Genomic DNA, 13,780 nt, shown 5'->3' with positions numbered 1-13,780 from the left:
AGTTTCGAAGCTTTACAGGCAGTCGCCCCCAGCAATATTCTTTTATTGTACTCAGAACCTTCGGGTGGAGGTACTGCCCGGTAAGCCTGATAAATTGGGCCTTTTAATAACAAGTTTCTTAGTAATCGTATTTTAAATATAATACAGTACTTTTATGAAAAAGGATATTTAGTTCTTAATAATAATTAAGATCAATAATTTAGTATAGGATCTATAAATTTCAAATATAAGTGGTGAATAACAATGATTGGTAATCGTGTTAAAAAATTACGCCAGGAAAAAAAGTTATCATTATCGGAGTTTGCCGAAAAAGCAGGAGTAGCAAAGTCATATTTAAGTTCACTTGAACGGAATTTACAAACAAACCCTTCCATTCAGTTTCTAGAGAAGATTGCTGCCGTATTAGGGGTCCCTGTTCATAATATTATTCATGAACAACCAAACAAAGAGAACCTAGACTCTGAATGGATAAAATTAGTTCAAGAAGCGATGGATTCTGGGGTGTCTAAGGATCAATTTAAAGAGTTTCTAGAATTTACGAAATGGAAGGAGAGTCAATAAAATCAATCCACTTAAGGCTGGCTATTATACATAATCGGGCTCTCTTACGTGGAAACAAACTTGTTCTTCTTAAAGACCGAAGAATCTCCTTCAAAAAAAGCAAGTAGGAAATGTTTATTCCCTACTTGCTTCTTGACCCCCGTCGATAACAGGCTGAATTAAAACTTCAACCCGTCTATTTTTTGCTCTTCCTTCTGCCGTCTCATTCGATGTAATCGGCTGGAACTCCCCAGATCCCCTGGCAGTAAATAATTCGGGCTTTAGATTTGGATTTTCGAGTAAGATTTTCATAAAGTTTATGGCTCTCATTACACTTAACTCCCAATTAGAAGCAAATTCATCATTATGCATCGGCACATTGTCTGTGTGTCCACTTATAATAATTGTTCGCGATATATCCATTTCTAACAACTTTGATATTTCTTGAGCTACCTGGATATTTTCGGGAAGTACTTCTGCACTCCCGGGGTCGAATAAGATATTATCTCGAATCGTTAATGATAACCCTTCAACTGTTAACGATGTGTTTAATTGTTGTGACAATCCGTTCTCTTGAACATATGCATTAATATTGTTTTGAATCTCGGACAATTTTTCCTGTTCTTGTCTCTCCTCCGCCGTTAATTCAGGAGTTTTTTTATAATGTTCTTTTTGTGTTTTTTCTGCCTCAGGCATTTCATCACTCGTTCCATGGGTTCCTTCTGGAATCGGGCTTGGATATTGAAAAAATCCCGATCCACCTGTTAGTTCTGCATTAAAAGCATTCGATAGTGATTGAAACTTTTGCATGTCGATGGAACTACTAGCAAATAGAACAATAAATAAAGCAACCAGCAAGGTTAATAAGTCAGAGTATGGAAGCAACCATGATTCATCTACATGTTCTTCGTGTTTACTTTTCTTTCGGCGCCTACTCATTGTTATTCACACTGCCTTCAAGAATTCTCTTCCTTTCACTGGTTGGAAGATAGGAAGCAAGTTTTTGCTCAATTATTCTTGGTGCTTCTCCTTCTAAAATCGATAAGATTCCTTCAATCATCATATATTTATATTGTGCCTCGATCCGAGACTTTTGCTTTAATTTGTTTGCAAAGGGGTGCCAAAGAACATAACCAGTAAAGATTCCCATTAACGTTGCAACAAAGGCAGCACTAATTGCTTGACCTAATGTCACCGTATCGCTCATATCTCCAAGTGCTGCGATTAAACCGATCACGGCCCCCAATACTCCCAGTGTTGGAGCATAGGTACCAGCCTGAGTAAATATTTGGGCACCTGCTCGATGTCGTTCTTCCATAGCCTCAATTTCCTCAGATAGGACATCACGAATATAGTCTGCACTCTGTCCATCAACAGCTAATGTTAAGCCATTTATTAAAAAAGGATCCTTAATATCATGAATACGAGCTTCAAGGGCAAGTAATCCCTCTTTACGGGCTAATTGAGCTAAGTCAGAAAATAATACAATTAATTGGGCAGGATTTGTCATTTTCGGGTTAGTAAAAAGAATTTTGAACAGCTTAGGTACTCTTTTTAATTCAGACATTGGAAATGCAATGGTTACAGAAGCAATTGTTCCTAAAATGATAATTAATATCGCAGCTGGATTTATAAGAACAGTGGTATCTACTCCTTTTAACACCATTCCGACTCCAACCGCAATAAGTCCTAAAACAACTCCAATTACTGATGCTATATCCATCTATGTATCACCTATCTCATAAATCTATTATATAAGAGTACAATTTTATTTTATTCGACATAGTATATTTCGACCTTATTTCAACTTTCTTTAGTTTTTTCATCGTCATTTAAAACTTTTTTTAAAAAAAGCAAAAAAAATAATACCCTCTGGGGGAAGGGCACTATTTTCTTTCGCTCTATTTTATAATTTAGGGGAGGGCTCTAAACATTCTATGTGAATGTCTTAACAATACTTATTATAATACGTTTTTCCTTTTAAATCTATGTATAAATTGTGAACAAAATCACATTGATTCTTTTAATTTGTGCCGAATATTTGTCAGTACGTAGCAAACACTATGAAAAATTAGGAAAGGAAGTGTTGAATGTGGGTCGAGGAAAAGCATTTGATCATAAAAAGAAGAATCACCCAGGTGAGTTTCCAAAGCATACTTTAGTTGAAAGACGTACAACAGAAGCACAAGAGGATGAAGAGCTGATTGTTACTCAGGAGGCTTTTAAAAACCGAATTGAGGGGCAAGAATAAAGTGAAACTTCCAACAGGGTGGGGGCTCTTTCAGTCCCACTGTTGAAATGCCCGCGGTCATAGCATACTGGTCACACAGACGTTGCCGTAGGCGAATTTAGTCTGTGTTCAACTTCGGAGCTTTACGGTCAGTTGATCCCCACCTTTCTTCTAATTTTCACTCAGAATCTTGAGGTAGGGATCTTACTGACCGTTAAGCCTGATAAGTATGAAGGGACAGTCTACTATGAGACTGCCCCTTTTTTGGCTTAAGGTTATTTCTAGCCTTACACATATATGAAAAATGCTTCATTGAATGTTACTATTTCAGATTTAACTTCTTTAATGCATCAGCCAAAGCTGTATTTATCGGTTCTTCTTGCTTATTTTGCTGTTTCATATATTTAGCCACGTCTGTTTTGGATACCTTCGTATTCTGTTGCTTTTTCTTTCTATCATTAAAGGTAGAAAGTTTTTCACGGAATCCACATTGACAAGCAAATATTTGACCTTCTCCCTGCCCGCGAAGTTCAAGCTTTTTCTTACATTTTGGACAGCGAGCATTCGTGACACGGGAAATGTTTTTGCGATGTCCACATTCCCTGTCTTGACAAACAAGCATTTTTCCCTTCTTTCCATTTACCTCCAGCATTGGCTTGCCGCACTCTTGACATTTTGTTCCTGTTATATTGTCATGTTTATATTTTTTTGTACTATTTTTAATTTCGACTACAATGGTCTTGGCGTAGCTTTTCATATCATTAATAAAGATATTTTTATTTAACTTCCCTTTTGCTATGGCTTCTAGCTTTTGTTCCCATTGTGCGGTTAGTGCTGGGGACTTTAGATCTTCAGGAGCTAAGTCAAGCAGCTGTTTACCTTTTGAGGTAAGATAAATATCTTTGCCCTTCTTTTCTATAAGGAACGTATTAAATAGTTTATCAATAATGTCTGCTCGAGTCGCGACGGTCCCTAATCCACCAGTTTGGTGGAGCGTTTTTGCCAGCTCTTTACTTTCACCTTCCATGAATCTAGACGGATTTTCCATTGCTGATAATAATGTTCCTTCATTAAATCTTGCCGGCGGATTTGTTTCTCCTTTTGTTTGTGAAAGTGAGGTGACTGTTAATTGATCCCCTTTTTCAATTCGTGGAAGTAATTGTTCAGCTAATTCATCGGCTCCATCCTCATCTTCATAACGGTTTTCATAGACCTCTTTCCAACCAGAAGAAAGTACTGTTTTTCCTTTGGCAATAAAGGTTTCACCTGCAATATCGGCCTTAATCGTTGTTTGTTCATATTCGAAAGGTGGATATAATACCGCTAAAAACCGTTTAACGACTAAATCATAAATTTTTCTTTCTTTATCCGTTAATTTAGCCAAAAACACGGTTTCCTCCGTCGGGATGATGGCATGATGGTCTGAAACTTTACTATCGTCTACAAAAGCTTTATTGGCTTTAATTGTTTTTTGCAAAACCTTATGTGCAAGCATCTTATAGGGACCTGCTGCGCAAGCCTTTAGACGGTCTTTAATGGTTTCCACAATATCACTGGATAAATACCTAGAGTCCGTTCGCGGGTAGGTTAAGACTTTATGTTGTTCATACAATTTTTGCATGATTGAAAGAGTTTCCTTGGCAGAGTAGCCAAACACTTTGTTGGCCTCACGCTGCAATTCGGTTAAGTCATAAAGCTGTGGCGCATAGCTTTTCTTTTGTTTTTTATCTATCTCGATTATTTTTGCCTGCTTTTTATTTACTTTATCAATAATGACTTCGGCCTTTTCTTTTGAAAAAGTCTTCACATCATTTGTTTTTGAATCTTGCCACGTAAGAGTGAGATTACGGTCTGTTTGTGCTTTAATTCCGTAATACGTTTTCGGTTTAAAGTTTCTTATCTCTTCCTCTCTTTTGGCAATCATCGCCAAAGTTGGAGTTTGAACACGTCCACAGGATAGTTGGGCATTAAATTTACAAGTCAGGGCTCTTGTCGCATTTAATCCAACATACCAGTCTGCCTCAGAACGAGCGACAGCTGAATGATATAAATTTTCATAGTCTTTTCCGTTTCTTAACTTTTGGAAACCCTCTTTAATTGCTTTATCCGTTACCGAGGAGATCCAAAGGCGCTTGATTGGTTTATTTACTTTTGCTTTTGCAATGATCCAACGCGCTACTAATTCTCCTTCACGAGCACTATCAGTTGCAATGATGATTTCACCTACATCCGAGCGATTTAATTGGCTTTTAACCGCATGAAACTGTTTACTTGTTTTTTTTATCACGACAAGTTTCAATTCTTTCGGCATCATCGGCAAGTCTTCTATTTTCCATGTTTTATATTTATCGTCATAGGCTTCAGGGTCAGCAAGGGTTACTAAATGCCCTAAGGCCCAAGTAACAACATATCGATCCCCTTCAATAAACCCATTGCCTTTTTTATGACAATTTAATACTCTGGCAATATCCCGGGCCACAGAAGGTTTCTCGGCTAATACTACACTTTTTTTCATTGAATAAACATCCTTTCAATCAACCTTAACCATAAATATAGCATAGATTTGTCCATTACAGAATTCCGGTTAATATAGCCCAGTCAAAAATAGTGAGCAAAATAAATCATGAAAAATATAGATTGTATATTGCATCACAAGCGAATTTATGGGACGATATAATGAAGAATAATTTAGAGTGAATTAGGTTGACCGGAGGGTATGGAATGATCCAGTTGCATATAATTGTATCTGGAAAAGTACAGGGCGTAGGCTATCGATACTTTTCACAAATGAAGGCAGTTCAATATGGAGTAACCGGGTGGGCAAAAAATTTACCAGATGGATCAGTTGAAATTTTGGCGATTGGTACGAACGACCAACTTGAACCATTTATTGAAGACCTTCGGATAGGTAATCCATTTTCTAAGATTGAGGAAATGAACATCACGGAAGGTGAAAAAAGCGAGGATTTTCACTCATTTACAATTAAATATTAAGAGTTTAAGAAGTTGTATAAGAAATTAATGTTTGATTAAAAATAGACCTGCCGGGAATAGTAGCCTTGCAGGATTTTATTTTGCCTTCATATATTGATTAAGGAGCTGTACATTTATGTTGTCTGAATTCAAAAAATTTGCGATGAAGGGAAATGTTATTGACTTAGCGGTAGGGGTTGTGATTGGCGGGGCATTTGGAAAAATTGTCACATCACTTGTAAATGATTTAATTATGCCTCTTGTTGGGTTACTTCTTGGCGGGGTAGACTTCTCAGGATTATCCCATAAAGTAGGAGAAGCTAATATAAAATATGGTGCTTTTCTTCAAACCGTCGTTGACTTCCTCATTATTTCTTTCTCTATTTTTCTATTTATTCGCTTCTTATCCCGTTTTAAGAGGAAAAAGGAAGAGGAATTAGAAGAATTAGTGGAAATTGAAGCAAACAAAACAGAAGAATTATTAACTGAAATCCGCGATCTATTAAAAAACCAATCGCAAGTCTTAAATACATCAAAGGATAAATAGGAGGCTATGGCACCCCCATTTTCAGGGAGGTGCCAGGCAACCTTAACCTGGGAGTTTCGTACCGAATCTCCTCGCTTTTTCTTCACTGATTTTTCTGCGTTTATTGCGAATTTCTTGCCTTTCGTTAGCTGTTTCATGTAAGTAAATTTCCTCTTCTGTTTCCGGTATCACTCCAGGTACTTTTGTTGGTCGGCCATTTTCATCAAGCGCGACAAACGTGAGAAAAGAAATCGCACAGACTTTACGTTCACCTGATGGCATATCCTCACCAACCACTTTTACAAATACCTCCATCGATGTCCGACCTGTTGAGGTTACGAAGGCTTCGAGCGATACTGAATGTCCCTCTTTAATAGGCGACAGAAAGTCAACCGAATCACTAGAAGCCGTTACGACTAATTTTCTTGCATGTCTCATTGCCGCAATCGCTGCTATATCGTCAATATAAGCCATTAGCTTGCCACCAAACATCGTTCCAAATGAATTCGTATCAGGTGGTAGCACAAGACTTGTTTTCACCGCTAGAGACTCTTTGCAATATTTAACATTTTCCATAGTAAACTGCTCCTTTTGAACGTTATCTTAACCACATAGAACACAGGCTAAGAACGTCGCATCCTATGACAACTCCTGCGTGAACCACAACCTTTGGTCCCTATTTCATCATATCAAATAATTGATGGAGAAAAAAATAGTTACCCTATGCTTTTACAGGCTTTAATGGATTCATCAAGAAGTTAACCCCAATTTTTTTACATACAGTCACATAGTGCATGAGCATGATTAAAATCGCCTCTGTATTGATCCCGATAATAACTCCATCCATTCCGAAACTACTTTTCGAGCCGAGAAAATAAATAATTGCAAACGCAACTACGGTGGACCAAACCCCATGAATAAAAGCCTCCTTCATTAATCCAAGTCCGATTAAATAGGCTTGTAATGGAAAAATGAAAAAACGGAATAAAAAACAAGGCCATAATAATTGAACAAAGCGGGCTGCATCTGGCGAATGGAAAAATATAGTCGTTAAGGGCTCTGCAAAGAAATAACAGATTGCAACTGCAGGAATCCCATATCCTAATGTAATCATCATCACTTGTTTTAATAATTTCTGCAGTTGATCTGTGTCTCGATCGGCTGCCGCTTTAGATATTGTTGGAATGAGCATCATCATGAACGAATGTGCAATAAAGGCAGGGAAAGTTCCAATTACCATCGCTATTCCTGATACCATCCCAAATTGTTCGGTAGCCAGTTCCTTGCCAATGCCAGCATACATTAAAGCACCTGTAATCAGAAAGGGTTCCAATGCAGATGTAAATGCATTAAAGACTCGTAAGGCGGTCGTTGGAAGTGATACTTGCATTAAATTCTTCATGACTACTTTTCCGTGCAGTCGTTTCGAGGGCTGATTTTTCATATATTGATACTGAATCATGAACACATAGAATAGATAAATAAAAACAACTATGTCACTACCTATAAGAGTACAAAATGCCACTAGAACCGCTGCATCTAATTCAAATTCGAACAAACGATATAAATAGACTAATAATAATAATTGAACAATTTTTCGTAAAAAGTTAGCAGTAGCAATTTTACCCATTTGCGACCTTCCCATAAAATATCCTCTTGCAATCGAGGTAAATGAGATGATTGGGATCAGAATCAATACAAGCCATCTAAAGCTTGGATGGTAATGGTCAAAAACAGGAATAAAGGGCAGGATGATAGAAATTAATACTAATAGGACGCAAGTGAGAATGATTGTCCATTTTAGAACATGACTCAACATGCTTCGATGAATTCGTTTGTCTTTTTCAGCAATAAACTTTGAAATTGATACCGGCATTTCAAAACTTGCAAGAAGTACAATTAAAAAAACTGTCGGCAAAATGGACATATACATGCCAAGTCCCTTTTCCCCTAACTCACGGGCCAATACCATATTCGTTATAAATTCAACAATTTCTCCAATAAAAGCAGCGATAATCAGTAAAACAGTACCTTTTAAAAATGTATTCATACATTTCTCCTTTTTAGAAAAGCGGAAGCACCTGGCCTAACAGCATCTTGCCGCTAGGCATCTGGGGCTAGACATTTCTCAAATTTAAAACTTGAATTCATAAAATGAAATATAGTACAACATATGAGACAAGTTCGAAAAATATTTATAAAAAAATCGACGCCAGATACTATTAAGGTTTAAAAAACCTTAATAGTATCTGGCGCCGACGATTGACGGAAAGAATTATTTTTTGGACTGCAAGATATCCACCATTTGCTTAAACTCCTCGTTTCTATTATCGCTATATAAAAAGGAGGGTTCTGTAATTTTAGTTAGTAATTTCTGTTTTAGACTTGAATCGTGTATCTCCTGTAAAATCCATTTTCGACAATGATACAAAAAATCAACATAGTCTTTATATTCTGGTCCATATTGGTCCGATAAATTGCGTTTGATTTTTTTCGTCAAAATGGGGCTTGCTCCTGATGTGGAGACCGTTATCGTTAGTTTCCCTTGATTCATGACGGAGGGTAAGATAAAGTCTGAATCCTCAGGATTATCGACCATTAATAATAGTTGCTGAGGAGAACAAGCTTTCTTTACCGCCTCATTGATTTCAGGTATATTTGTAGCCGCGATAATAAGAAACGCCTGGACAATATCAGTTGGAGAAAATGTCTTATTCAGCCATGTCACCTTTCGCATATTCATCAACTTTTTGAGAGCATCCGTTATATCTGGACTGATCACGGTGATCTCGGCCCCTGTATTTAAAAGTCCTGATATTTTTCTCTCAGCAATTTTCCCGCCACCAATAATAAAGACCTTTTTCCCCTTCAGATTAAGCCCAATAGGATAGTAGTTCATCCGATCACCTGCATTATTCAATCTACTTTCACTACCTTTAAAAAAGATTATTTCACCTTTTCTAGAATCGTTTCAATCAATGCATCCTTTGTCGGAGCTTTAGCAATTCCATCTGGTTTAACCCCGTAAAATTCGGCTGCTCTCGCTGTTTGTTCTCCCATACAAATAACGTTAACCTGCTGAAGATTCTGTGCTGGAAATAACTCTGCCACATCATCTTCCTCAAAAAACATTTTCACAGATTGTGAACTAGGAAATACAAGGGTGTCAGGTGTTGCATCATCCATCATGCGCTTAATCATCGGTAATAATGCCGTATCAATGATATTTTTCCTTGTAATAAACGTGTGGCAAAATTCATATTGCTGTTCACCAATTCGACTGTCTCCGATTACCAACAATTTGTCCCGATGTTGGAGATGTCCTGCTATTTCCCCGATCATTCCCTTTTGTCTTAAAGCAGCTATTGTCTTAGATGAAAGTCCATAGATATCACCAGTAAGAGAGCGAAAATCAATTTCCTCATTTATTAAAATTTGAAAAAAGTCCTCAACACTTTCAGCTGAAGTGAATAAAATTTCTTCATAGGTAGATAGTTGATTTAAAACTGCATAATCAATTGGTACTTCTTCACTTTTCCATTTCGGAAACTCAATTACGTCTGCACCTTGTCCAATTAAAGCTTTGGCTAGACTGCTAGGATAAATTCCGGTTCTAGCAAGCAATATTTGTTTGCCGTATAATGGTTTTTTCTCAAACCAATTAATCCTTTTCCGTAAAGCAACGATATCCCCTACTAGTGTAATTGCAGGATTACTAAATCCGTTTGCAACAACTAGGTCAGCAATGGTTGCAAGGGTACCCTCTAATGTTTTCTGTCTGCCAAATGTTCCCCAATGAATTAATGCAACAGGAGTATCTGGTGATTTTCCATTTGCTATTAAGTTTTCACAAATATAAGGGAGATTTCCTACCCCCATATAAAAGGCGATTGTGTCAATCCCGTTAGCAAGCGACTTCCAGTCTAGTACTGGTTTACCATCCTTTGATTTATTATGGGCGGTTACCACTGCAAACGTCTCGCCAAACTCCCGATGGGTAACAGGAATTCCTGCATATAAGGGTGCTGCAATTCCAGATGTGATCCCCGGAATCATTTCAAACTCGACTTCTGCTTGAGCCAATTCCTCCGCTTCTTCTCCAACACGACCGAACACGCCTGGATCGCCACCCTTTAAACGGACAACCGTTTTTCCTTCCTGAGCTTTTTCTACTAAAATAGCATTAATTCTTTCTTGTCTTAATGTATGCTTGTCTGGTAATTTCCCACCGTAGATTAATTCACAGTGGGCTGGAGCATAATCAAGTAGTTTTGGATTTGCCAAGCGATCATATAGGATTACATCTGCCTCTTTGATCGCTTCTAATCCTTTTACTGTAATCAGTCCAATATCTCCTGGACCAGCGCCAACTAAATATACTTTGCCTTTTCTCATAAAGACATCCTTCCTTTAGACGGAGAACAGGTTCCTAACCCAATATCTCTTATTTCTTAATTAATCAGACACCCTAGGCAATGAACCTATCTCTCTATCCTCAAAACTCTTTTTGTTATCTTAACACGACTAAACCGATCAGAAAAGAGCTGTTCAGTGGGAACAGCTCTTTTCATCTTTATAATTCAAGATAAACCTTATCATCGCATACTTCAATGTGATAAGTTTTTACTTGTCCTTCATCAGGTGACTGAACTTTCCCATCAACAAGGGAAATCTTCCAATCGTAAACAGGACAGAAAATATATTCACCACTAACAAGTCCATCAACTAAAGTGCCACCCTTAGGATGTGGACTGTGATTTTCAACTGCTTTAACTTCTCCATTAGATAAGCGGAAAAGGGCAATTTCTTCTTTGTCAAACTGATAAACTTGTCCAATTCCCACTGGAAAATCTGCATAATTTCCTAGTTCCACTCGATTTGCCATACTAACGTCCTCTCCATTTCCCTTATTTTACAAGTTCTTTCCCCTTACGAACCGTATAATACTTTTCTTGGATGTCCTCGTTATGAATCGCTTCTTGCCATGGATCGTCACTGTAACGGGAAAGGCTTTTATTCATTCTTTCATTAAGTGCTTTTCTTGTTTCTTCATTTGTTAGAACTTCCTTAATATGGTCGAGTCCTACCCGTTCAAGCCACTTGGATGTACGTTCTAAATAGTTGGCTGTCTCACGATAATACTGTAGATATGCACCTGTTAACTCAAGAGCTTCTTCATCATTTTTCACTTTTCCTAATAAAACACCGGCACGCAGATCCGTTCCACCGTTTCCACCTACATATACTTCATACCCATCTTCGACTCCAACAAAGCCAATGTCTTTAATACCAGATTCAGAACAGTTCCTTGGACAGCCTGAAGCACTCATTTTCACTTTATGCGGTGTATCAAGACGCTCAAATTTCTTCTCAAGTTTAATACCAAGTCCCATCGATTCTTGAGTTCCATAGCGGCAAAATGCTGATCCAACACAAGTTTTTACGGTTCTTAATGTTTTTCCATAAGCATAGCCTGATGGCATATCAAGTTCTTCCCAAATAGCAGGTAAATCGTCTTTTCTAACTCCAAATAAACCAATTCGTTGACCACCTGTTAATTTAACTAATGGGACGTCATATTTTTCGGCTACTTCTGCAATTGTTTTTAAGTCTTGTGCGGTTGTAACACCACCATACATTCTAGGAACAACTGTATACGACCCATCTTTTTGAATATTGGCATGCATTTTTTCATTTACAAGACGAGAATCACGATCATCTTGATATTGATCCATATGAATCATGCCAAGGTAATAGTTCAATGCAGGACGACACTTTGAACAACCTTCTTCATTGGCCCAGCCTAGAACATTCATAACCTCTTTGACATTCGTTAAGCCTTTTTCTTTAATCTCAGCAACTACCTCATCACGGCTTAATGGTGTACAGCCACAGATGGATTCTTTTTGAGCGGCATCGCTATATTCATCCCCAAGTGTATAACTTAGAATATCTGCAATCTGCGATTTACAACGGCCACAAGAACGCCCCGCATTGGTGCAGCCTCCAACTTCAGCAACCGTTGTTAGCCCATTCTCTTTAATGGCATTTACAATGGTGCCTTTTGACACCCCATTACATCCGCAGACAAGATCATCATCAGCCATAGAAGCAACATCGCTTGAAGCAGCTTCACATCCCGAAGACAAAATCGATACACTTGTCATTCCGCTGACATCTTCTTTTTTCCTCATCATGCCGAATAATCTTGTACTGTCTGAAGTATCTCCATAGAGAACAACACCGACTACTTGGTTATCACGAATCATGACCTTTTTATACACACCATCAAACTCATTGTGTACTTTTATGGCCTTCATCGATGGATCATCCATGATTTCTCCTGCAGAATACATATCAACACCAGAAACCTTTAATTGAGTTCCTACTACAGACCCCTCATAAGGCTCAGGCATTTTTCCAGCTAAAAAGGAAGCTAGAACTTTTCCTTGTTCATATAATGGAGCTACTAATCCGTAAACAGTCCCACGGTGCTCCGCACATTCTCCAACCGCATAAACATTTGCCAAATTTGTTTCAAGGTAATCATTGACGACAATGGCACGGTTTACTTCAATTCCACTTTCTTTTGCGATTTCAATATTGGCTCTAACCCCAACAGCCATGACGACTAAATCAGTTTCTACTTCTGTTCCATCTTTAAAACGAATGCCTGTCACATGGTCATCACCTAAGATTTCTTCTGTATCTTTCTCCATTAAAAATTCCATACCTTGAGCTTCTAGTTCTTTTTGAAGCATTGTGGAACCTACTGGATCTAGTTGTTTTTCCATTAAATAAGGCTGTAAGTGAACCACTTTTACTTCCATCCCTAAATTCAATAGTCCGCGTGCGGCTTCGAGTCCTAACAACCCTCCACCAATTACTACCGCTTTTTTGTACTGTTTTGAAGACTCAATCATCAATTCGCAGTCTTCGATGTTACGGAAACCTGTTACTCCCTTTTTATCATGCCCTTTGAATGGGATGATAAAGGAACGAGAACCAGTTGCAAAAATACATTCATCATATTCTGTTACTCGACCTGTGTTCGAAACTACAATTTTCTTTACAGGATCAATTTTGACGATTTCTTCACCAGCGAATAATTGTATTTTATTTTCTTTATACCAATCCCAATCATTCATAATAATCTCTTGGACAGTTGTATCCCCCTGTAAAACAGTCGATAATTGAATTCGATTATAGTTCGGATGAGGCTCCTTGCCAAAAACCGTAATGTCATACATATCTGGTGCTAACCTTAATAATTCTTCTAGTGTTCGAATTCCAGCCATTCCGTTACCAATCATCACTAATTTCTGTTTACCCATATATGAACGCCTCCTGTATGTTTTAATTGGAAGTCAATGTTTTCTTTGTATGTCTATATAGTAAATTTTCTGCTATTTTTATAGTGTGAACTTCTTCACAATTGGGAACGTTTTCAAAAATATGACATAATCTAGACATAAAAAGGACAAAATTAGTGAATTAATTCACAATAAAAA

13 protein-coding genes are annotated in these 13,780 nt (G+C 37.7%); 4 read left to right on the top strand and 9 right to left on the bottom strand.

Annotated features, from left to right (window positions below):
* Positions 1-243 precede the first annotated feature (243 nt).
* On the top strand, positions 244-561 hold the full coding sequence (locus R4Z10_RS03105) for a helix-turn-helix domain-containing protein (protein ID WP_338471776.1): 318 nt from the start codon (positions 244-246) through the stop codon (positions 559-561).
* A 114-nt stretch (positions 562-675) separates the two neighbouring features.
* On the opposite strand, the gene motB is transcribed toward R4Z10_RS03105, so the two are convergent.
* Together motB and motA are read right to left on the bottom strand one after the other, a co-directional pair.
* Positions 676-1,479, bottom strand: a complete 804-nt coding sequence (gene motB, locus R4Z10_RS03100; RefSeq protein WP_338471775.1) for a flagellar motor protein MotB — start codon at positions 1,477-1,479, stop codon at positions 676-678.
* Positions 1,472-2,263 carry a flagellar motor stator protein MotA gene (motA, locus tag R4Z10_RS03095; protein ID WP_338471774.1) on the bottom strand — a complete coding sequence of 264 codons (792 nt, stop codon included), beginning with the start codon at positions 2,261-2,263 and terminating at the stop codon, positions 1,472-1,474. The genes motB and motA overlap by 8 nt, the downstream gene beginning before the upstream one ends.
* A 318-nt stretch (positions 2,264-2,581) precedes the next feature.
* Here motA and R4Z10_RS03090 point away from each other — a divergent pair, with 318 nt between their 5' ends.
* Positions 2,582-2,791 (top strand): hypothetical protein, encoded by a 210-nt coding sequence (locus R4Z10_RS03090; protein ID WP_338471773.1) that lies wholly within the window; start codon positions 2,582-2,584, stop codon positions 2,789-2,791.
* 301 nt (positions 2,792-3,092) lie between these two features.
* On the opposite strand, the gene R4Z10_RS03085 is transcribed toward R4Z10_RS03090, so the two are convergent.
* Positions 3,093-5,285, bottom strand: a complete 2,193-nt coding sequence (locus R4Z10_RS03085; protein WP_338471772.1) for a DNA topoisomerase III — start codon at positions 5,283-5,285, stop codon at positions 3,093-3,095.
* Between the two features lie 206 nt (positions 5,286-5,491).
* Here R4Z10_RS03085 and R4Z10_RS03080 point away from each other — a divergent pair, with 206 nt between their 5' ends.
* Together R4Z10_RS03080 and mscL are read left to right on the top strand one after the other, a co-directional pair.
* Positions 5,492-5,764 carry an acylphosphatase gene (locus tag R4Z10_RS03080; RefSeq protein WP_338471771.1) on the top strand — a complete coding sequence of 91 codons (273 nt, stop codon included), beginning with the start codon at positions 5,492-5,494 and terminating at the stop codon, positions 5,762-5,764.
* Positions 5,765-5,879: 115 nt separating this feature from the next.
* On the top strand, positions 5,880-6,290 hold the full coding sequence (gene mscL / locus R4Z10_RS03075; protein ID WP_338471770.1) for a large conductance mechanosensitive channel protein MscL: 411 nt from the start codon (positions 5,880-5,882) through the stop codon (positions 6,288-6,290).
* Between the two features lie 42 nt (positions 6,291-6,332).
* Here the strand turns inward: mscL and R4Z10_RS03070 are convergent, their stop codons facing one another.
* The 6 genes from R4Z10_RS03070 to nirB form a co-directional block, all read right to left on the bottom strand.
* Positions 6,333-6,845, bottom strand: a complete 513-nt coding sequence (locus tag R4Z10_RS03070; protein ID WP_338471769.1) for an acyl-CoA thioesterase — start codon at positions 6,843-6,845, stop codon at positions 6,333-6,335.
* Positions 6,846-6,990: 145 nt separating this feature from the next.
* Positions 6,991-8,319, bottom strand: coding sequence for an oligosaccharide flippase family protein (locus R4Z10_RS03065; RefSeq protein ID WP_338471768.1), 1,329 nt, complete (start codon positions 8,317-8,319; stop codon positions 6,991-6,993).
* Positions 8,320-8,544: 225 nt separating this feature from the next.
* Positions 8,545-9,189: an NAD(P)-binding protein gene (locus tag R4Z10_RS03060; protein WP_338471767.1), complete on the bottom strand. Its 645-nt coding sequence runs from the start codon at positions 9,187-9,189 to the stop codon at positions 8,545-8,547.
* Positions 9,190-9,215: 26 nt separating this feature from the next.
* Positions 9,216-10,664: a uroporphyrinogen-III C-methyltransferase gene (gene cobA, locus R4Z10_RS03055; protein ID WP_338471766.1), complete on the bottom strand. Its 1,449-nt coding sequence runs from the start codon at positions 10,662-10,664 to the stop codon at positions 9,216-9,218.
* A 178-nt stretch (positions 10,665-10,842) separates the two neighbouring features.
* Positions 10,843-11,154, bottom strand: a complete 312-nt coding sequence (nirD, locus tag R4Z10_RS03050) for a nitrite reductase small subunit NirD (RefSeq protein WP_338471765.1) — start codon at positions 11,152-11,154, stop codon at positions 10,843-10,845.
* A 22-nt stretch (positions 11,155-11,176) separates the two neighbouring features.
* The gene (gene nirB, locus R4Z10_RS03045; protein WP_338471764.1) at positions 11,177-13,603 is read right to left on the bottom strand and encodes a nitrite reductase large subunit NirB; all 2,427 of its coding nucleotides are present in this window, start codon (positions 13,601-13,603) and stop codon (positions 11,177-11,179) included.
* Positions 13,604-13,780: the final 177 nt, after the last annotated feature.

It is taken from the genome of Niallia sp. XMNu-256 (assembly GCF_036670015.1).
In the GTDB taxonomy this organism is placed as follows: Bacteria; Bacillota; Bacilli; order Bacillales; family Cytobacillaceae; genus Bacillus_BD.
The sequence above is the reverse complement of the archived record's forward strand: the minus strand, read 5'-3'. Positions and strand labels throughout refer to the sequence as shown.